The following is a 19,614-nucleotide window of genomic DNA, read 5'->3' on the forward strand; positions in this document are numbered from 1 at the left end:
CTCCCATTTTCGGCATGGCCCACGATCAGCCAGGATCAGGGGATATTAAAAAATCCCCAATTCATCGCGCGCATCATCTGTCATTAAATCTGGTGACCAAGGAGGTGTCATGGTTAGTTGAATGCTCACCTCGTCTACATCATCGAGACGCTCTAACGCCATTTTCGCCTGTTGAATAATTTGAGGACCAGCTGGACAGGCAGGGCTCGTTAATGTCATACAAACAGAGACCTTCGAACTGTTTTCTTCTGCTCTCTGAATTTCATAAACCAACCCCAAATCAACGATATTGATGTTGAGTTCGGGATCAATTACCTGCTTCAGGGCATCAACTAATGCATCTTCCCCTCCGACTCCCTTCACCGCAGAAAATACTGGTAGTTGTCCTTCTTCACTATTTTCCTCAGAGACATTGTTTATTTCATCTGACATAGTTTACCCCTTACGACACATAGACACAGTATAAATTAATAATAGCTAAATAATGAACTTCCACAAGAAGTGAATAAATTCGTATGAATATCTATAAAAATCTCAGATTTAACAATTAATCTCTAGGACGTGCAAAGATTTTTGAATCTTTTACTTTGATCTCAAAAGTCTGAATCGGCTTGGTGGCAGGCATACAGAGAGCATTCCCTGTAAGTAAATCAAAGCGAGCACCATGACGGGGACAAATAATTTCCCCATTCTCAATACAACCAGCAGTCAAAGGTTGACCGTCATGGGTACACACATCTTCTATTGCTAAGTACTGATCATTTAAGCGAATAAGCAGTACAGGTATATCATCTACAAATACCTCCAACCGATCAAGAGAACCGAATTCATCGGTGGATGCAATTTCTTCAAAATCAGGCATATCTCTTACTACTATTGTCTAATGGCGGCAGAATATTACCGTCCAAATCCTAATTTTTTAATAATTGCCTGATTTAGCGTCTCACGTACCACCTCAACCGGAATCCGATCAAATACAGTTTGGAAGAATCCCTCTACAATCATGTGCATGGCTTCATACTCGGACATGCCACGTGTCATGCAATAGAAGATTTGTTCTTCATCAACACGGCCTGCGGTTGCACCATGAGTACAACGCACATCATCGGCTTCAATCTCTAAGCCCGGAATGGCATCAGTACGACAGGTGGGAGATAACATTAAGGAATCATTCCGCTGATATCCGTTTGTCTGCTGACCTTCTGGTTCAACACGAATCATTCCCCGCCAAATCGCACGGGAATGGTCACGTAAAACCTGCTTGTACAATAAATCTGAACGCGTTTCTGGGGCATTGTGAGCTTGTTGCGTGTAGAATGAGTGAATTTGCTTATCTGTAGCAAAGGTCACACCATTCACCTCAGCTTCTGAGCCACGACCATCTAGTACTACATCCTGATGAATATGGGCCAATTTGGCACCAATCCCTCCGACTGTCCATTGAAGAAAACCATTATTCTCCACTCGGCCTGCCTGATGTGCAATATGCCAAACTTTATCATTCCAATTCTGTAATTGAACATACCGCAATCGTGCTTCTTTGGCCAGGATCAATTCGACGGCACCAACATGGAGCCCCAGATTTTCTTCCGTGGCAGAAGCAGTCTCTTCTAGTAATGTAGCTGAAGCCCCCTCCTCCAGAATAATGAGTGTATGACTAAAATCAGCGGTTTTCTCTGCCTGAAGAGAAATCAAACTGTGTAAGGGAGTCTCGATGACAACATTGCGCGGCACATACAAGACAGTACCACCAGTCCAGAATGCGGCATGCCATGCTGAAAAACGATCTGTCTCACTACAAACAGCTTTCGTCATAAAGTGTTTTTGAATCAGCTCGCTATGCTCTTTGGCAACCATACTCAGATCACCAAAGATGACTCCTTTCTCTGCCAATTCCGGCGCCAATTCAGTGGAAGCCAGTTGACCATCAATGTGAGTGACGTGTCCTGCAAATTCAGCTTGACCTTTTAGCAAAGTTTCTGCTGAATATTTAGCGACCTCTGATCCAGCACTTAGCTGAAAACGATCCGGACGCAGCGCTCGTAAATCGACTCGACGCCATTCTTCAGGATCCAATTCTGATTCCAAAAGCTCACAATATCGCTTGAAAGCCTGTCGCCGTAATTGAGTCACCCAGTCAGGTTCATCACGAGTCGTCAGAAAGGCTTCAAAGGCTGCTTCACCAAATCCGACTGGGATCTCAGCAGATGTATTAATCGAAGAAGTACTCATAACTATTTCTATTATGCCTTCAATATCTTGCAGTTAGATTAACAATTTGAAAGTATTCTACTTTCACTTGTAAGATCTGTTTAAAGTTAGCTTTTGTAGTAAGTCAGCAACTTAACTTGTCGCTATTAACCAATCGAGCCTTCCATTTGTAATTCGATCAGCCGATTCATCTCAACCGCGTATTCCATCGGCAATTCTTTCACCAATGGCTCGATAAAGCCTGTGACGATCATTGAAGAAGCCTCTGCTTCTGTGAGACCACGGCTCATGAGATAAAACAACTGTTCCTCTCCAATTTTGGAAACACTGGCTTCGTGTTCGATCGCAACATCATTATCTTCAATTTCAATATAGGGATAAGTATCGCTACGGCTTGCCGGATCCAATAAGAGTGCATCACAGACAACGTTCGATTTGCATCCATGAGCTTCAGGATCGACTTTAACCAACCCACGATAACTGGATCTTCCACCATCTTTTGAAATACTCTTGGAAATAATACGGCTCGAGGTGTTAGGAGCACAGTGAACCATTTTAGCACCTGCATCCTGATGCTGCCCATCACCGGCAAAGGCAATCGACAGAGTCTCTCCTCGTGCCCCTTCTCCCATCAAGAAGATTCCAGGATACTTCATCGTTAACTGGGAACCCAAATTACCATCAACCCACTCCATGAGTGCATCTTCATAGGCAAAGGCCCGCTTCGTCACAAGATTATAGACATTATTCGACCAGTTCTGAATTGTGGTATAACGGAACCGTCCGCCTTTCTTCACCATGATCTCGACAACGGCTGAATGCAGACTATTAGAACTGTAAGTGGGTGCCGTACAGCCTTCAACATAATGGCAGGAAGCCCCTTCATCTACAATCACCAGGGTACGTTCAAACTGTCCCATATTTTCCGAATTGATTCGGAAATATGCCTGAAGAGGAAATTCAATATTCACTCCGGGAGGGACATACACAAATGAGCCACCCGACCAGACAGCCGAATTCAAGGCAGCATATTTATTATCATCTGGAGGAATGATTGTCCCAAAATATTCTTTAAAGAGATCTGGATGATCCTTTAAAGCGGAATCAGTGTCAGTAAAAATGACTCCCTGCTTCGCCAGATCTTCCTGTAAGCTACCGTAGACAACCTCAGATTCATACTGAGCTTTGACTCCAGCAAGAAACTTCTTCTCTGCTTCAGGGATCCCCAAACGATCATAAGTTTTTCGAATGTCATCAGGCACATCGTCCCAACTTCGTTCCTGCCCTTCTGACGCTCGAACAAAGTAGTGGATATCCTGATAATTGATATCGTTCAGATTCCCACCCCATTGCGGAGTTGGTTTTTGCTCGAAGATTTCGTATGACCTCAAACGAAAATCCCGCATCCAAGTTGGTTCATTTTTCATCTCGGAGATTTGAGCGACAATGTTAGCATTTAAACCTTTTTCACCAGTAAACACATATTTGTCAGTAGGATCGTGAAATCCATATTGATACTCACCGATATCGGGGTTTTCATTTTCAGAATTCGTATCCAGCTTCGTTGCCATTTGAATTTCTCCAGAAATTTATTAAAACTACCCCTAATTGCGGGATTGTCTTTTTTTAAATTGAATAGGTTTATTCGTTTAATATCACTGAGCTCTGTTCAGAATCAGTATTTCAAAAATATAAGTTATACCGCTTCTACAACTTCTTCTGCAGCTGCTTCGGGGTGACGTTCGCGAACGCTGGAATAACCATGCTCATGCAGCTCTGCTGCCAACTGAGCATCTCCCGTCTCGACGACTCTGCCTGCTAACATCACATGTGTGAATTGCGGCTGATTGAACTCTAGTAATCGCTCATGGTGGGTAATGATTAAGACTCCCATTTCAGGTCCGGATAACCGGTTAAGGCCTTCGCTGACCACTTTGACGGCATCACTATCCAATCCACTGTCTGTTTCATCAAGTACAGCAAATTTTGGTTTTAACATTGCAAGCTGTAGGATTTCCATACGTTTCTTTTCACCACCAGAAAAGCCATCATTCAAATAACGACGTGCCATTTCAGGGTCCATACCCAATTCGCTCATCCTGTCTCGTAACTCTTTACGAAATTCACGCATAGGAATGAGCTTTTCCCCCTCTTTACGATCTGGATTCCGAACATTAGAAATAGCATGCCGCAGAAAATCAGCAACCTTGACACCGGGGATCACAACAGGATATTGGAATGCCAAAAATAGCCCCAATCGAGCACGTTCGTTAGGGTCAAGTTCTGAGATATCAGTTCCCTCAATCTCGATTTTTCCTTGTGTAATCTCGTAACGCGGATGCCCCGCCATGGCGTACGCCAGTGTGCTTTTTCCGGAACCATTGGGGCCCATCAAAGCATGGATTTCCCCCTGATTAATTTCAAGGTCGACTCCTTTTAAGATCGGGGTGTCACCAACTGATACATGCAGATCGGAAATTTTCAACAAACTCATTTTTAATACTTGTCCTATTTATTCAGAATTTTAAATAAATCCAGAAACATAAATTTAGTTCAATTTTATCCAACTTAGCTGATTTGTGCTTCAAATTCACAACAATGATGACCATCCAAACAACATTCTGCCAGATTCATTTTTGTTCCCAAAACCCGCTCAAAAACTCGTTGCTCCAGTTCACAAATAGATGAGTCGCCACTGGCAATATCGTGATAGGGACAATTATGCTCTCTTAAAATAGGAAGTGGGCCAGTTTGATCTATCTCAACAACAAAACCACGTTCCTGCAAAGCTTGCTTCAACTGCTCCATACGTCCTTGCAGCGAAGTAGCATCAACACTTCTACTATACTGTTGCACTAAAGCAGTTTGGATTCGCGTCGCTAATCGACATCGCAGGTCTTCGTCATCAATGGCTTTAAGCTCTTCCCAGAGAATATTAGCTAGTTCTGCATAATTGTCACCCAGAAGTCGCATCCCCAGACTCGTCACTGAATAAACGTAATGAGGCCGTCCACGCCCTTCTTTTACCTGAGTACGCGCAATTAAATCCAAACCTTGCAAACGTACCAAACGTTGACGAACAGCAGTAGCCGTCACACCTTCTTGCTCACAAATTTCTTGAATTGTCGCGGACTTAAGCTGATTGAGACTCAGCAAAAAACTACGATCATTTTCATCAATGGAAACTCGCATGAATTGTTTTCTACCGTTTAAGAGAAGTAACGATGTATTTCAAAAATGGTACTTTAGACGCTGCAAACCCGAGTCAATACGTCCAGCTTCCACTTCATACTCTTTATAGCAGAATCCTAGGCATATTTATTATTTTTGACAACCAATATTGTCAAAAATAAATAATTGAGATTCAGTTTCAGAAGCCAAGTGTATTTGCAGGACTTTTTCTAAAATCACCTTGGAACGTAAACCGTTATTTGATAGCCTCATACAACAATTAGATCAGTTTGTTTTCAAAGTACAAATCCTGAGGGACTGGCGCTCAACTCAAATTCAAGATAAAAAATTACCGACTCAATTCACAATTTTGAAGAAATCCTGTAACAAATCATTTTTTTTACGCTTTGGTCTATATCAAACGATCTAAATCTGATTTGATTTTTATCTCTGACAATTCTTATCTGCAAATAGGGACTCACTTTTATGAATTTTGACCGGCAACACAGCCCCACCAATTTGCTACTTTGTTTGGGATTGGCAGCAGTTCTCGTGTTTCTGGTCCTAAACCCAGCTAATACTCGCTTGGAAGCCGCGCAGAATTCTCCTGAGGCAAATAAAAGTATCCCAAAAGCAGCAAACGAAATCGAAAAATCGGAACCGAAAGGATTTGCACGCATTGAGAAAAAGATTGATGATGTATTTGGACAGTTCAATGGAATTGTTGCAGGTGTTTTCTTTTATCCTGTTCCATTTACATTAGAACAATTTCAAAAGAAGGAGGGATTCCCTCTGGCCGTATTATGGCTCATCATCGGTGCGACCTATTTCACGTTCCGCATGAATTTTATTAATATACGCGCCTTCAAACATGCCATTTTATTAGTTCTCGGAAAGTATGATAATCCAGAAGATGAAGGGGAAGTCACACACTTTCAAGCATTAACTGCAGCCCTTTCTGCAACTGTCGGATTAGGTAACATTGCTGGCGTAGCGATCGCCATCGGCACTGGTGGTCCCGGAGCAATGTTCTGGATGATGCTGGCAGGCTTATTAGGCATGACGTCCAAATTTGCGGAATGTACTTTGGCACAAATTTATCGCCGCATCAGTCCAGATGGACGTGTGATGGGCGGCCCGATGTGCTATCTCTCAGAGGGGTTAAGAGAACAGTTTCCTTCTAATCCAGCAGCGAATGGATTGGGAAAGTTCTTAGCTGTTTTCTTTGCCATCCTATGTATCGGAGGTTCCCTGGCGGGTGGCAATTCGTTTCAAGTCAAACAATCATTGGGCGCAGTCACTGAAACGATTCCCATTCTAAAAGATTACAGCTGGGTCTATGGTCTGCTTATGGCATTTTTTGTAGGCATTGTCATCATCGGTGGAATCCGCAGCATTGCACGCACCACGGAAAAGATCGTTCCCATCATGTGTGGTATTTATGTTCTTGCTTGCCTGGCAATTCTGGTAATCAATGTTGGAAAAATCCCCGAATCTTTTACAGCGATCATTGATGGCGCATTTGACAAGGATGCCCTCTACGGTGGCTTCTTAGGCGTGTTGATTCTTGGGTTTAAACGAGCTGCCTTTTCGAATGAAGCCGGTGTTGGCTCTGCAGCAATCGCTCACTCGGCAGCAAAAACAAATTACCCCGTGCGAGAGGGAATCGTTGCTTCACTAGGGCCATTTGTCGACACGATTGTAATCTGTACCATGACGGCTCTCGTGATGATCATTACAGGTGCCTATAATGATCCCCAATACGCTGACCTGATTAAAAGCGATAACGGCGCAGCGTTGACTTCAGAAGCAATGAACTCGCAGATCCCCGGTTTTCAGTATGTGCTATCGGTATCTGTCATCTTATTCGCTTATTCAACGATGATTTCCTGGTCTTACTACGGGGAGCGCTGCTGGGCGTTTCTGTTTGGTGACAGTAGATCGGCTTCGCTATCCTATCGCATTCTCTTCCTGGTATTTGTTGTACTTGGTTCAATTGTTTCTGCAACGAATGTTTTAGACTTTGGTGATTTAATGATTCTGGGAATGGCCTTTCCGAATATCCTGGGAGTACTCTTACTTTCTAACCAAGTCAAAAGAGAACTGGATGATTATTGGAAACGCTACAAATCTGGCGAATTCGATAATCAGAAAAGCTGATTGAAATACAAAAGAGATTACCATTGTTGCCTCCTGTTGAAATTTCATACAATTGAGCTTACTTGATATCTTCTGCATTATGAAAGCACTATACCATGGGCTACTTTACTGGGAAAAAAATTCTCGTTCCTGTCGATTTTTCTGAAAGCTCTCTGCAAGCGGTTACAAAGGCAATTCAAATTTCAGAAGACCCTGCTAATGTGACAGTAGTGCATGTAATGGTCCCCTTGGATATGGTCTCTCCAGGGGTACTCTTTGGAGGCCTGACAGATGAAAAACGTACAGAGCACGTCGAAAAACATGCAAAAGAAGAATTCGCAAAACATCAAATTGCAGGAGTTGCGTTCCAGACACTGGTTGGTGACCCAGGCATCAAATTGGCAGACTTTGCCAAAGAAAACGGAATAGAACTGATTGTCATTCCTTCACATGGCTATACGGGTATCGCCAGACTGGCATTAGGATCAGTCGCCGAGCGTGTACTTAGACATGCCCCTTGCCCCACCTTAGTACTACGACAGTCTAAAAAATAAGAATGCAGAATTCAATTTGATTTCGGTGTCGTCTCTGGCTTTGAGACTGTTGATTTCGGAGGGACAACTGGTTCTGGATTGAGTATTTCGACGATTAAATTTCGAAAATGGATTTCAGACCCTTCACTCTGGAGGGCAATTGCACCTTTACTTGGATCACAACCGGTTACTTCGCCCAGTTTCACCCCATTGATCATGACGGAAATCGTACCTTTCCGACACGTCAAGACACATTTATGCCATTTTCCGACAGGTAAATCCAAAGGAGTTGCCGGTGAAAGTCCATTCGCAGATTTGGCGCCACTGCCTGGAGTAGGGAAAACATTGCCAGCCTCTGGTCGATGTAACTGTACTTGAAATGCCTTAGGCCAGACTTTATCTGGTCCAGAAGTAAATAATAAAATTCCACTGTTTGCATTGGGGTCATTGGGATACATCCACTCCATACTGAATCGAAAATTTTCGTATGACTTTTGCGTACGGATATAACCGTAAGGCTTACCAGAGCAAATCAATATACTTGGTTGGTCCTTGCCACCACTGACAACTTTCCAGGTGACGTTTCGGTTGGCCTCTTTCTCTTCTTCGCTGATATATTTCCAGTGATCCCAGAAATTTCCACCATTTAATAACTTCTCAGGCCCAGGAATTTTTTTCGTTGCTGCAGTTGTTTTCTCTAAATTTTGAGGAGGACTCAACTTTGTTGGAGTGGCTGGTTCCTGGGCATTAGCATACGACATGCCCAATACAAAATGCGCCAATCCACCTACCAAGAGTAACAAAGAATATCGTTTCTTTATTTTAATTTGATTCGTAGAGACAGATCTCTGTCGTAACTTATCCCAAATTCGACGATGAAAATTCAGCACGCTTTTTTTTGCCCGACTAGACTGTTAAAAGAAAACGATTGTGGAAATGTAGATAAGAGAGCCAAGTATTCTAAACTGATACTCATCAACATTCAATTATGTCCGTATCTGGTTCCACGAGATTTCATAAATGTCCAACCTACAAAAGTATACACAAGAACACACCCCTGTCTATCGAAAACTCAGGCGGGCCACCAAGTACAAATCCTTATGATTCCCAGGAAATTAGCCAGGTCTGACGGCCAGGGAACCTCATCAATCGTGAGACCAAAGCCATATCAATCATCGTGATTTTATTTGACGACTAAGTCAAATGGTTGATAAACTAAATTTATCTGCCAGACGGCGCCCCTATTAACACACTATAAAAAAGATTGGTGTTCTCATGGAATTTAACTCTCTCTCTTCGCTACAAGCCTTCAGTTCTGACTCTCAGCAGATCTCACGACGTCATTTTATGAGAACAATGGGCGCTGCCCTGGCTGGCACACACTTTCTCGGTGCTGACAGACTACTAACAGCAGGACAGCCTGAGGAGTCTTCTCAGCCAACTCCTGAACCTCTCGTCAAAAAACTTTATGAAAGCATGAAACCAGAACAAAAAACGAAAGTCTGTTTTGATTGGGATCATAAAGACAAACATGGACTACTGCGCCAACACATACAAGCAAACTGGAATATTACAGATCCCACTGTGAACAGTGATTTCTTTACCAAAGATCAACAAGAAATGATTGAAGCTATTTTCTTCGGTCACTTTGATCCCAGTTGGCATAAGAAGATTCGCAAACAACTTCAGGATGACCAGGGGGGGTATGGTGAAGAACAATCAATTGCCATTTTTGGAACTCCTGGCACTGATCGATTTCAATTTGTGATGACCGGTCGTCATACGACAGTGCGCTGTGATGGGGACAGCGCAGAACATCTTGCCTTTGGTGGCCCCATTTTCTATGGTCATGCAGCAAGTGGTTTTAATGAAACAGCCAACCATCCCGGAAACGTTTTCTGGGAACAAGCATTAAAAGCGAATCACGTCTATAAAATTCTCGATGGCAAACAACGTAAGGTCGCCTTAATTCCCCAGGCACCACGTGAAACCAAAGTTCATTTCAAAAAATCAGCCGATAAGATCACCGGATTAAAGATTGCTGATATGACCCGCGATCAAAAACAGGAGATGCAAAAAGTTCTCAGTTCGTTAATCGAACCTTTCAGAACTTCTGATCAAAGTGAAGTTCGAAAATGTATCAAAAAACAGGGTGGCCTGGATCAATGCCGAATTTCTTTTTATCAATCCGGTGATATCGGTAATGACCAAGTTTGGGACAATTGGCGACTTGAAGGACCTGCCTTTGTCTGGCATTACCGAGGCGCTCCTCATGTGCATGTCTGGGTCAATGTCTCCGATGATCCAAAAACACAAATTATTGCCAGTTAATTTATGTGACGAAGCATTTTATAAATTGAAAGAAATGTATCTGAAAGTGCTATTTCGATCTGTCTGTTGAAATCGATGTCGGTTCTTATGAATTGCAATGCTATTGAGGCGTTTCCCGCTTTGACCCGTGAGCATTCGAACGAGCAGGAAAAAATTTTCCTGCTCGTTATTGCATGTTTCACAAAGTAAAAACTCCATTTTCATAGCTGCGTCTGTGATCCGATAAATTCACCTCTAATTATTTTCAATTCATACCAACTCTTTTAATCCATCCTGCATAGAAATTTTCCCTGTATATCAATTCATCAAATTCACTACTTTTATTTTAGAAAATGCTTAACCATACAGAACATAAAAAGAAAGTTTTTTTGAACTCTTTAAAACGCTTATCAATGTCGGTTGACTTTCTCGCTTGATAAGCAATATTGGTCTGTAGTAAAAAACTTTCTTTGATTTTTTACTATGGAAAATTTTTTAGAGTCTCCTATGATATCCTGGCAAGGCCTATCAGCAAAGTAGATAGTAAAAGCTCATAGATTATTTTCCTGACTACCAACTTATTGTTATTGACAATCAGATCCATAAAATCTGATTGAATATATATACCTGATCTACTCTCAAGACCACAGGTGACCGAGTGACTAAAGAGCTTCTCTCACAGCGTAAAGTCAATTCGTTCTCTTCTCCTCTATCCTCTATTGAATGTCAAAATAGCAAACGTTCAATTTCCCTTATTGATCGTATTTCAGTTCATCAAATCACGACCTATCAATGGTCACTCAAAGAAAGTCTACTAGGTTTATGTTCTGCCGGTATTCCTGCGATTGGTCTATGGAATCGAAAAATACTTGATATTGAACTGGCTCAAGCCGCTGAGCTAGTCATTGACTCAAAATTGAAAGTCTCGACCATTTCTCTTGGCGGTGGATTTACGGGTGGTAATGAATATTCTTTTAAAGAAGCAATTTCAGATGCCCTCGAGATAATCAAATTTGGTGGCCAAGTAAATGCTGCAGCGATCCAAGTTGTAAGTGGTCCGCGTGCGGGACACACTAGAAATCATGCGAAGCAATTGACCATTGACGCGCTTAAACAGTTAGGCGATGCGGCTGCTTTGCATGGTACCAAGCTAGCTTTAAAAGTGATGCAATTGCCCCTTGGAAAAAATTGGACATTCCTTAATTCTTTAGATTCAGCTCTAGAGATTATCGAAGCTTGCAATCACCCCGCTGTTGGAATTGCAATTGACTCCACTCAAATTTGTTATGAAATCAATGCGCAAGGTCTATTTTCAGAAATTATATCCATGATTGCAGCAGTGCAGATTTCTGACTTTAAGCTTGGCACGTCACCTCAACAATCTTTTTCTCATCTTGATATCATCGAAGCCATTGACCATGCCGGTTACGATGGTTTTTTTGATCTGGAAATCTGGTCTGAACAGGTTTGGTATTCAGATTATCAGAACCTCTTATCTCAACTACGTTTAGCATGTCAAACGGAACTACCCTCAGAGTTCTGATACAATCCACTTGATATTACACCTGAATTCAGGGATCAACTGTAATAACAAAGCCTGTTATGTTGATTACTCACTCACTTTTGCGTTACCATTGTGTAGATGAAATCCACTAATATGGCACAATCGTGAGATTCTTCCAACCCTTGCTGCATTCCTATGATTTTTGCTAATTACTGTTTCCGACGACATTAAGTATTGCGAATCGTAATTCATTTGAATCAGAAACTGATTCTTGGCAAAGATTATAGCTGACTTTTCATTCCTAAATTTCTTCCAAAATATGGTAATCTGAAATGGCTCACAGACCTTTTAGCCTGAATGATTTATCAAAGCAACTCGGTAGAGACAGACGCGAGCTTGAGAAACTGGCGAACAGAGGAAGAATTCCAGGCCGGAAAGTAAATGGCGAATGGCAATTCCATCCCACGGAAATTACACATTGGCTGGAAAAAGAGATGCGTGGCTATACGATCTCTGAACTTGAGCAAGTGGAACAAAACAATTCGCACCCTCAACTTGACTCAGATTATCTGATTAGTAGTTTAATGCCTGAGAAATTAATTGAGGTTCCACTAAATGCTCGCACAAAAAGATCCGTACTGGAAACTTTAATTGAAACTGCTGGTAGAACTTGGCAAATCTGGGAGCCGGCAACCGTTTTGACAGCAGTCCAACAACGTGAAGAAGCGTATTCTACCGCTTTTGAAAATGGTGTTGCCATTCCTCACCCCAGAAATTCAATTCCCGATGCAGTAGGTGATCTATTAATAGCCTATGGGCGTACACTTTCCGGAATTCCTTTTGGCGCCCCCAATGGCAAACTCACAGATATTTTTTTTCTTGTAATCTGTAGTGATACATCGACACACCTTTCAGTACTTGCCAGATTAGGGAGGATGATACAACTTCCAGACTTTTTAGACCAATTACGTGAGGCACCTACTCCACAGCAAACGAGACACGTGATAATCGAAGCAGAAAAAAAAATAGCCGAAATTTAGTATCAACTAAAGCAAGCTTTGTCCCTCGACAATTTTCAAACTGAAGAGCATTGTTTCAAGCACAATCTGAACTGGGTTTTGTATCGTTTTACTGATTTCTCATTTACTAATTGAAACGCGATATCCTCTCATCTTACTCAATTCTTAGATCGAACTTCATCATCTCTTCAAACGAAATTAATTACGAATTGTGAATCAAAGTGTAACATTACTGACTTCGATTATTACGATTCTCAAGATATTCAAGTTTCTATCGTTGACGAATACTTATTAAAGACAAAGAATAGTTCCCAATGCTTTTATATAGGTGTTATTTCTAAACTGAAAGACATCAAATTTTTATCAAAACTAAAAAACATCTCAATTTTCAAATTGCATGAGAACCAAGCTTATGAACGCAGAGCCACTGGAACCGCTTGACGTAATCGCCGTTGGTGCACACCCTGATGACGTTGAGATCGCCTGCGGCGGAACATTGGCAAAACTAGTCCTGCAAGGTTATCGTGTTGGAATTGTTGATCTTACTGACGGTGAACCAACTCCTTTAAGTCCAGGGCCTGAAGCAAGACTGAAAGAAGCAGAAAAAGCAGCAGAAATTCTGGGAGTTCATGTCCGAGAAACATTGGAACTGACAAATCGACGGCTTTTCGATAACTTTGAAAACCGCGTCGCTTTGGCTACTCTTTTTCGAAAATATCGTCCACAAGTTGTCCTGGGATTAGCAGGAAAAACACCAATGGCTTCTCCGGACCATTGGCAAGCCATGCAGATTACAGATGCAGCGGTTTTTTATTCTCGTTTGACAAAGTGGAACGAACATTTTAACAACACAGAACCTCATACAATTAAAAAACAAGTGTGGTACCCCCTGGGATTTGGTTCATTAAATTATCCAGAAGGAAGTGGGCACTTTGTTGTCGATATTTCAGAAACACTGCAACAAAAGCTGGATTCCATACGTGCCTATCAATCCCAGTTTCCTCCTGAAAAAGAACGCATATTTCGTCTCGTTGAAAGCCAGAACACTCTGTTGGGAACCAGTGCCGGATTTGATGCGGGAGAACTCTTTATCTGTTCAACAACACTGGGAGTACGAGACCTGGTGCAGACTGTTTGCCCCTAACTTTTTTCTAAGACAATAAAAAACCACTAGATACAGCCTTTTTAAAATTTCCATCTCCTATAAAAGATGTTATCATGCCACGGAGATATTAGACATTTGGAAAATGAGATCTCAACCTCTACTTGATAGATCATCGCGAGTAAAACAGGCTTATAAATGGTTGGAATTCGTTACGGCACTGTCAGCATTACCGGAAATTTCCGCGAAAATAATGAAGACAATTATTACATTGATTCTCTCAATAAATACTTTCTGGTTGCAGATGGTATGGGAGGACAGAGTGCAGGTGAAAAGGCCAGCCAATTAGCGATCGAATTGATTCCAGAAAAATTGAATGAACTTATCGACTTTGAGAATGATAATGCAGAAAACGTGATCCAATCCATTGATAATGCAGTCTCTCATGCAAACACAGAAATTATGGCACTTGGAGAAGTGGACCCTAATTGCCGGAGTATGGGAACAACAATCGTCTTTGCCATTCAGGTTAATGGAAAATTTTTTATTGGAGGCGTTGGCGATAGTCGTGTTTATTTATTGAGAAATAATACACTGCATCAGTTAACCACAGATCATTCTCTCACACAAGCATTAGTCGATGCTGGTACCATTACAGAAGAAGAAGCACAAACTCATCGATACAAAAATGTACTCTATCGATATCTAGGCACAAAAGATGGAAGTGCTGGCACGCAAGCGCGACAGTTAGATCCTTTACCGCAGGATCGCATTATCCTCTGCTCAGATGGAGTTACCGATGGGCTTCCGGACGAAAATCTACAAGAGCTGCTGGGAAAGTCAGAAGATCCACAGGCTACAGCTGAAGCAATTGTAAAAGCGGCACAAGAAGGAGGATCAAAAGATAATATAACCTGCATCGTTTTATTTACTGATTAACGATTTATGCTACTCCACAATAGAAGCCTCAATATCTCACGCTCCTTTGCAAACTGTTTGCTTCAATTTTCAATCTGGCTCAGTTCATGCAATTACGAACATTACTCCCTTTTCTGATCACAGTAGTTATTACAATCTGCCTTTTTTGGTTTTCGAAAATACCATTGGGAATTACCGATGAATGGGCTTGGCAGCGACTGACAGATGTGGGACCAGAAATGATCCTTGGGTGGATAGTTTCCGGAATTATTTTCGGAGTCTATTTACTGGTAACTCTGTTCGTTCTTTCCCGAATCAAATTTTGTTCACGTTGGGAATTATCAATCTGGCTAGTTTACTTAGCGACTTCGGGAATAATTTGGTCGCTAATGTTACAGGACAGCCCACCAGCTGAGTACCGACTTTCAAAAGCACCATTTGTTCTCTATTACAAAGGTTCCTCAGGTTATTTTACTGAAGCACGCGATGAGATAACTGATGCCAGTGATTTTATGACGCATTATGAAGAAAAAATGAAAAAGGGAGATGTGTTGCACGAAGGAACTCACCCTCCTGGGCTCCCCCTTTTTTATCTCAGCCTGATTCAGCTTTGTGAAAACGTTCCTGAATTACAATCCTTGCTTCTTAATTCACAACCGACCTCTTTTCAGGAAGCCACGGAAACGATTACTCAAATTACTGCTGCATCTGAAAACCCATTCACAAATCTTGATAGCGCTGTACTCTGGCTAGCAACCATCATCACCCTCATAATGTCTTCACTTACAGTGATTCCCCTTTTTTGGCTGTCGCGAGAATTCACATCACGTGAAGTTAGCTGGCAAGTATCCGCATTCTGGCCGTTGATACCATCCACATTGATTTTTCAACCGAAATCAGACGCACTCTATTCCGTCATCGCGGTTCTGTTTTTATACTTCTGGGTCATTGCCTGGAGACACAACTCTAAGTCGCTGTTTGTACTGGCTGGTTTATTCCTCTGGATCGGCTTTTTCTTGTCACTGGCCTTTCTGCCTGTAGCGCTTTGTGCGATATTCTATTGCATATTAGAAGTTTGGTATCTTCACTTCGATAAAAGCCAACACAAACCTCTCTGGAAGCCGTTTTTTTTCGCTGTATTTTATGGTCTTCTCGGTTTCTTGATCCCCACACTCTTAATGGCAGTTTTATTTGATCTCAACCTGTTAAATGTCTGGATTTTAAATTTACAAAATCACGCCGGCTTTTATTTGCAATATCCACGTACTTACTGGAAATGGTTACTGGTGAATCCAATTGAAATTAGCCTGGCACTCGGGTTACCTTTGTCCTGGCTTGTTGTGAAATCTTTCTATCGCCAGAAACTTTTTCTGTGTAATCAAGAATATGAGTACTTTGACCCAAGTTTAAAAAATCTAGTATTTTCTTGTGTCATCGTATTGGGACTGTTATGGCTCTCTGGAAAAAATATGGGGGAGGCTGCTCGCCTCTGGTTAATATTTCTTCCATGGTTCCTGCTAATGACAATCCCGTACTGGCACATGATTCAGATCGAATCAACTTTAAATTATTCTGCACCATCCGCTTTTCTAAAATCACAATCGGTTTGGATTGTTGCTTTGATCGCTCAAGCTGTTGTCTGCGTGGCGACTGTCAGCAGAATCACAGGCTTTCACTTTCCTCCCGGATAGAGGTTTGTGTGCAAGTCAAAATTTTCCGATTGTGCCATCGTTGATGGCCCGCACATATTCCATATAATCCCGATATTCGTAATTCTTATGAGCGGAACTGCTTCACCACTAAAACATGTCGATAATTGTAGAGAGGTATCTTATCAAATGTTATGTCCTTGATACTCAATCAAAGCATGATCGTCAATCTGTGTCTTAAGATTTTGGATTCTATCCATGGTTAATATGAACAGAATCTTGTCACATTTCAGAGATTCTATGATCTTCTATAGTCTGAGTCTGATAAGCTTTTGCTTTAACGTTTCTTGTTCTGATAATTCTCTCGACTATACTGAACTCAAACAAATCAACGAAAAAGTCACTGAAAGCGAACTGAAAAAATACCTCAAAGTTATCAGGCTGTTACCACAAAAAAAAGTCCCACCTTTTCCTTCCGTTTACGCTCCTGCTCCCAATTGGAGTCATATTCGCTCTTTACCCATTGAAGATCTTGTTAACAGCGAACAAATCAATTTATCGCAGTTGTGGGAAATAGAACGGATTAGTGATCACTTTGGAAATCGAAACCGAACGTTGAAAAAAGCGTTGCACCGCAGGGAAATGTCCAAAGACCAGTTCATCAGTATTACATTGGCCATTGGTCTGGCAGCGAGCCGTCACCAACTACGCGAAGATCAAAATCTGGAAGCGATCATGCAGAAGGGTAATAAAGTTATTCATCAACTTCAGTTAGATAAGCGACCTTTCTCATCACTCTCACTAGAAGAGCGACACCGCACACTAAATGAAGCAATGTGGATCGCACGTGTGAATCGTGCAGAACATCTCATTCAAATCCCTCCAGAAAATGTCAATCTGGTCAGAACTCATTGGGATGAATTGAAAGAGGTCTTACCTCCTGAATTTCTAAAAAACCCTCTTGAAGATCTTTTAGATCCACTTGAAGAACACGGAATTCCCTTCACAATAGATGAAATAGATTCTAACGATCGCCTGCAATGGACTTCTACAGAAGCAATTATTGGAACTGATCCGCCTGATCCTAGGCTGGACAAAATAAAATAGGCGATATTATTTTGCCTCAATCAATTCGGCATTTCTCAAAGTCATTGTGCGGATGCCACATCCGGACGAAGCTTTTGTGCTTCGTTTAAATAGACGTGAACAACCTCTGATTGTTTCTGACTAGTATTTACATGAAGCATGACACGGATACAACGAGGCATTGCCCCTTTTACAGCGATTTCAGAAGCACAAATTAAAGGCACTGATTTCATACCCAATTCGCGTGCTGCTTCAGCTGGAAATACTGAGGTTAGATCTGGCGTTGTCGTAAAAAAGACAGATACGATATCTTCATAGTTATCGATTTGATTTGCTGTAAGAAGCTGCTCAAGTAACCCACGTGTTGCGGACAATACCTCCACAGAGTTATCCTGAGTTACCGTTGTTGCACCACGAATTCCACGCACCGACATCGCAAATACCATGTATCTATAAAAAAATCTGTTGCAATCCCGATCCAGTATTCAAAAGCTGATAAACACGACTTTGTTAACCGGGAATAACTAAAACAGCCATAATCACATCCTAACTAATTCATCGGCTGTTCGCTACTAGTTGCATTCTCAAATTATGGACAACCTATGACCATGTAATGAAGTTTAACTATAATGATCAGTAATACTTAACAAAATAGCAACTAGAAGTCGATCAGGCTGCATTTTTAAAAATGCTCTTGCGTTACTTTCGCTTTATCAGGTAAAAACCGCTCTCTTTACTTGATCAGAGGAGAATAGAACCATAAGGATCACCATGATGGTGTCACTCATTCTCCTGAAATAAGTCTGGATATTAAATTTAATAACGTGCATCTTTTGGAAAGGACTCCTTGATGTCGACGACTGTCGAGTGGATCGCTCAAGCACTGGACTGCCCAGCGAGGGGTAATCAGAGGCTGGAAATACATGGCGCAGAATCTGTTCTGAAAGCAGGACCGCATGACATTACATTCGTCGGCGACGAACTCAATCTAAAGCGACTACAATCAAGCAACGCAGGTGCGGTAATCGTTGAGCAACGGTTGGAAGAGTCGTTTCAAAAGACATATGAGGGTGCAACCTTCGCATCCCTAACAGTAGTCGATGCACAGGCAGCATTTATTCAAATTATCCAGAAGCTGCGTCCCCCACGTTCATTACCCGAAATAGGAATTTCATCCGAAGCAGAAATTAGCAATGAAGTGACAATAGGCAATAACTGCCATATATATCCTCAGGTTACGATTCGTCCTGGAGTTCAAATCGGTAATAATTGTAGAATTTATCCCGGTGTTTACATAGGTGATGATTGTGTCATTGGAGACGATGTCACCATTCATGCAAACGCCGTTTTGTATCCCGATGTAAAGATAGCAAATCGTGTACTCATACATGCAACTGCAGTTCTGGGATGCGATGGTTTTGGCTATCGATTTGAGAATGGCAGTTATCTCAAAATTCCTCACTTGGGAAGTGTGCAAATTGAAGAAGACGTCGAAATTGGAGCAGGCACTACGATTGACCGAGGGATGATCGGAGCCACCGTCATTGGAGAAGGATCAAAAATTGATAATCAGGTCATGATTGCCCACAACTGCGAGATTGGAAAACACAACGCTTTCGCTTCACAAGTTGGATTTGCAGGTTCTATTACAACTGGAGACTATGTTCGCTGTGCCGGCCAAGTTGGGATTGCAGATCACGTTCATGTTGGAGATAAAGCGACATTGGGGGCACGCGCTGGCGTTCATCGTGATATTCCTTCTGGAGAAATTCATATTGGGACTCCAGCGGCTCCTGAAAAAGAACAGCGTAAGATCGTAATGTCCATTCGAAAAGTTCCGGAAATGAGAAAACAAATTCGTGATCTGGAAAAACACATTCAAGAACTGAATCAACGCTTTGAAGAATTAAAAAATGAATCCCCTGCAGCATAAATCTGCACTAAACTGAGATGATAGCTGTTTAAAGAAATC

General features: G+C 41.8%; 18 protein-coding genes. 10 read left to right on the forward strand and 8 right to left on the reverse strand.

All coding sequences use genetic code 11. The features are described 5' to 3' along the window. Nucleotides 1-45: 45 nt before the first annotated feature. The 6 genes from V202x_RS24755 to V202x_RS24780 form a co-directional block, all read right to left on the reverse strand. The gene (locus tag V202x_RS24755) at nt 46-432 is read right to left on the reverse strand and encodes a metal-sulfur cluster assembly factor (RefSeq protein WP_145179475.1); all 387 of its coding nucleotides are present in this window, start codon (nt 430-432) and stop codon (nt 46-48) included. 115 nt (nt 433-547) lie between these two features. After that, nucleotides 548-862 carry a Rieske (2Fe-2S) protein gene (locus tag V202x_RS24760; RefSeq protein WP_145179476.1) on the reverse strand — a complete coding sequence of 105 codons (315 nt, stop codon included), beginning with the start codon at nt 860-862 and terminating at the stop codon, nt 548-550. 35 nt (nt 863-897) lie between these two features. Next, nucleotides 898-2,232, reverse strand: a complete 1,335-nt coding sequence (gene sufD / locus V202x_RS24765; protein ID WP_145179477.1) for a Fe-S cluster assembly protein SufD — start codon at nt 2,230-2,232, stop codon at nt 898-900. A gap of 125 nt (nt 2,233-2,357) precedes the next feature. Further along, nucleotides 2,358-3,782 (reverse strand): Fe-S cluster assembly protein SufB, encoded by a 1,425-nt coding sequence (gene sufB, locus V202x_RS24770; protein ID WP_144988304.1) that lies wholly within the window; start codon nt 3,780-3,782, stop codon nt 2,358-2,360. A 125-nt stretch (nt 3,783-3,907) separates the two neighbouring features. Next, a complete protein-coding gene (sufC, locus tag V202x_RS24775) occupies nt 3,908-4,705 on the reverse strand; it encodes a Fe-S cluster assembly ATPase SufC (RefSeq protein ID WP_145179478.1) in 798 nt (265 codons plus the stop codon). A gap of 74 nt (nt 4,706-4,779) precedes the next feature. Then, nucleotides 4,780-5,403, reverse strand: coding sequence for a helix-turn-helix transcriptional regulator (locus V202x_RS24780; protein ID WP_145179479.1), 624 nt, complete (start codon nt 5,401-5,403; stop codon nt 4,780-4,782). A 465-nt stretch (nt 5,404-5,868) separates the two neighbouring features. Between V202x_RS24780 and V202x_RS24785 the strand changes: the two genes are divergently transcribed. Together V202x_RS24785 and V202x_RS24790 are read left to right on the forward strand one after the other, a co-directional pair. Further along, nucleotides 5,869-7,542, forward strand: coding sequence for an alanine/glycine:cation symporter family protein (locus V202x_RS24785; RefSeq protein ID WP_232098689.1), 1,674 nt, complete (start codon nt 5,869-5,871; stop codon nt 7,540-7,542). 95 nt (nt 7,543-7,637) lie between these two features. After that, nucleotides 7,638-8,075, forward strand: a complete 438-nt coding sequence (locus tag V202x_RS24790; RefSeq protein WP_145179480.1) for a universal stress protein — start codon at nt 7,638-7,640, stop codon at nt 8,073-8,075. Between the two features lie 11 nt (nt 8,076-8,086). Here the strand turns inward: V202x_RS24790 and V202x_RS24795 are convergent, their stop codons facing one another. Further along, the gene (locus tag V202x_RS24795; RefSeq protein WP_145179481.1) at nt 8,087-8,857 is read right to left on the reverse strand and encodes a DUF1080 domain-containing protein; all 771 of its coding nucleotides are present in this window, start codon (nt 8,855-8,857) and stop codon (nt 8,087-8,089) included. A gap of 472 nt (nt 8,858-9,329) precedes the next feature. On the opposite strand from V202x_RS24795, the gene V202x_RS24800 reads away from it, so the two are divergent. The 7 genes from V202x_RS24800 (at nt 9,330) to V202x_RS24830 (ending at nt 17,663) form a co-directional block, all read left to right on the forward strand. Beyond that, entirely contained in the window at nt 9,330-10,385 is a 1,056-nt protein-coding gene (locus tag V202x_RS24800; protein WP_145179482.1) for a DUF3500 domain-containing protein, read from the forward strand. Nucleotides 10,386-11,022: 637 nt separating this feature from the next. Continuing rightward, the gene (locus tag V202x_RS24805; RefSeq protein ID WP_145179483.1) at nt 11,023-11,907 is read left to right on the forward strand and encodes a sugar phosphate isomerase/epimerase family protein; all 885 of its coding nucleotides are present in this window, start codon (nt 11,023-11,025) and stop codon (nt 11,905-11,907) included. A 293-nt stretch (nt 11,908-12,200) separates the two neighbouring features. After that, nucleotides 12,201-12,908 carry a PTS sugar transporter subunit IIA gene (locus V202x_RS24810; protein ID WP_145179484.1) on the forward strand — a complete coding sequence of 236 codons (708 nt, stop codon included), beginning with the start codon at nt 12,201-12,203 and terminating at the stop codon, nt 12,906-12,908. Between the two features lie 391 nt (nt 12,909-13,299). Next, nucleotides 13,300-14,031, forward strand: a complete 732-nt coding sequence (locus V202x_RS24815; protein WP_145179485.1) for a PIG-L family deacetylase — start codon at nt 13,300-13,302, stop codon at nt 14,029-14,031. 156 nt (nt 14,032-14,187) lie between these two features. Continuing rightward, nucleotides 14,188-14,928, forward strand: a complete 741-nt coding sequence (locus tag V202x_RS24820) for a PP2C family protein-serine/threonine phosphatase (protein ID WP_145179486.1) — start codon at nt 14,188-14,190, stop codon at nt 14,926-14,928. A gap of 86 nt (nt 14,929-15,014) precedes the next feature. After that, complete coding sequence (locus V202x_RS24825; RefSeq protein WP_145179487.1) at nt 15,015-16,598, forward strand: hypothetical protein; 1,584 nt, start codon at nt 15,015-15,017, stop codon at nt 16,596-16,598. 258 nt (nt 16,599-16,856) lie between these two features. Continuing rightward, complete coding sequence (locus tag V202x_RS24830) at nt 16,857-17,663, forward strand: hypothetical protein (protein ID WP_145179488.1); 807 nt, start codon at nt 16,857-16,859, stop codon at nt 17,661-17,663. Between the two features lie 41 nt (nt 17,664-17,704). On the opposite strand, the gene aroH is transcribed toward V202x_RS24830, so the two are convergent. Continuing rightward, the gene (gene aroH / locus V202x_RS24835) at nt 17,705-18,076 is read right to left on the reverse strand and encodes a chorismate mutase (protein ID WP_145179489.1); all 372 of its coding nucleotides are present in this window, start codon (nt 18,074-18,076) and stop codon (nt 17,705-17,707) included. 416 nt (nt 18,077-18,492) lie between these two features. On the opposite strand from aroH, the gene lpxD reads away from it, so the two are divergent. After that, nucleotides 18,493-19,575 (forward strand): UDP-3-O-(3-hydroxymyristoyl)glucosamine N-acyltransferase, encoded by a 1,083-nt coding sequence (gene lpxD / locus V202x_RS24840; RefSeq protein ID WP_145179490.1) that lies wholly within the window; start codon nt 18,493-18,495, stop codon nt 19,573-19,575. Nucleotides 19,576-19,614 lie beyond the last annotated feature (39 nt).

The organism is Gimesia aquarii, assembly GCF_007748175.1.
In the GTDB taxonomy this organism is placed as follows: domain Bacteria; phylum Planctomycetota; class Planctomycetia; order Planctomycetales; family Planctomycetaceae; genus Gimesia; species Gimesia aquarii_A.

What these genes read in the sequence shown, in the direction of transcription:
- V202x_RS24755 (WP_145179475.1), bottom strand. Translation starts at nt 432, where the DNA reads ATGTCAGATGAAATAAACAATGTCTCTGAGGAAAATAGTGAAGAAGGA.
- V202x_RS24760 (WP_145179476.1), bottom strand. Translation starts at nt 862, where the DNA reads ATGCCTGATTTTGAAGAAATTGCATCCACCGATGAATTCGGTTCTCTT.
- sufD (WP_145179477.1), bottom strand. Translation starts at nt 2,232, where the DNA reads ATGAGTACTTCTTCGATTAATACATCTGCTGAGATCCCAGTCGGATTT.
- sufB (WP_144988304.1), bottom strand. Translation starts at nt 3,782, where the DNA reads ATGGCAACGAAGCTGGATACGAATTCTGAAAATGAAAACCCCGATATC.
- sufC (WP_145179478.1), bottom strand. Translation starts at nt 4,705, where the DNA reads ATGAGTTTGTTGAAAATTTCCGATCTGCATGTATCAGTTGGTGACACC.
- V202x_RS24780 (WP_145179479.1), bottom strand. Translation starts at nt 5,403, where the DNA reads ATGCGAGTTTCCATTGATGAAAATGATCGTAGTTTTTTGCTGAGTCTC.
- V202x_RS24785 (WP_232098689.1), top strand. Translation starts at nt 5,869, where the DNA reads ATGAATTTTGACCGGCAACACAGCCCCACCAATTTGCTACTTTGTTTG.
- V202x_RS24790 (WP_145179480.1), top strand. Translation starts at nt 7,638, where the DNA reads ATGGGCTACTTTACTGGGAAAAAAATTCTCGTTCCTGTCGATTTTTCT.
- V202x_RS24800 (WP_145179482.1), top strand. Translation starts at nt 9,330, where the DNA reads ATGGAATTTAACTCTCTCTCTTCGCTACAAGCCTTCAGTTCTGACTCT.
- V202x_RS24810 (WP_145179484.1), top strand. Translation starts at nt 12,201, where the DNA reads ATGGCTCACAGACCTTTTAGCCTGAATGATTTATCAAAGCAACTCGGT.
- V202x_RS24815 (WP_145179485.1), top strand. Translation starts at nt 13,300, where the DNA reads ATGAACGCAGAGCCACTGGAACCGCTTGACGTAATCGCCGTTGGTGCA.
- V202x_RS24820 (WP_145179486.1), top strand. Translation starts at nt 14,188, where the DNA reads ATGGTTGGAATTCGTTACGGCACTGTCAGCATTACCGGAAATTTCCGC.
- V202x_RS24825 (WP_145179487.1), top strand. Translation starts at nt 15,015, where the DNA reads ATGCAATTACGAACATTACTCCCTTTTCTGATCACAGTAGTTATTACA.
- V202x_RS24830 (WP_145179488.1), top strand. Translation starts at nt 16,857, where the DNA reads ATGATCTTCTATAGTCTGAGTCTGATAAGCTTTTGCTTTAACGTTTCT.
- aroH (WP_145179489.1), bottom strand. Translation starts at nt 18,076, where the DNA reads ATGTCGGTGCGTGGAATTCGTGGTGCAACAACGGTAACTCAGGATAAC.
- lpxD (WP_145179490.1), top strand. Translation starts at nt 18,493, where the DNA reads ATGTCGACGACTGTCGAGTGGATCGCTCAAGCACTGGACTGCCCAGCG.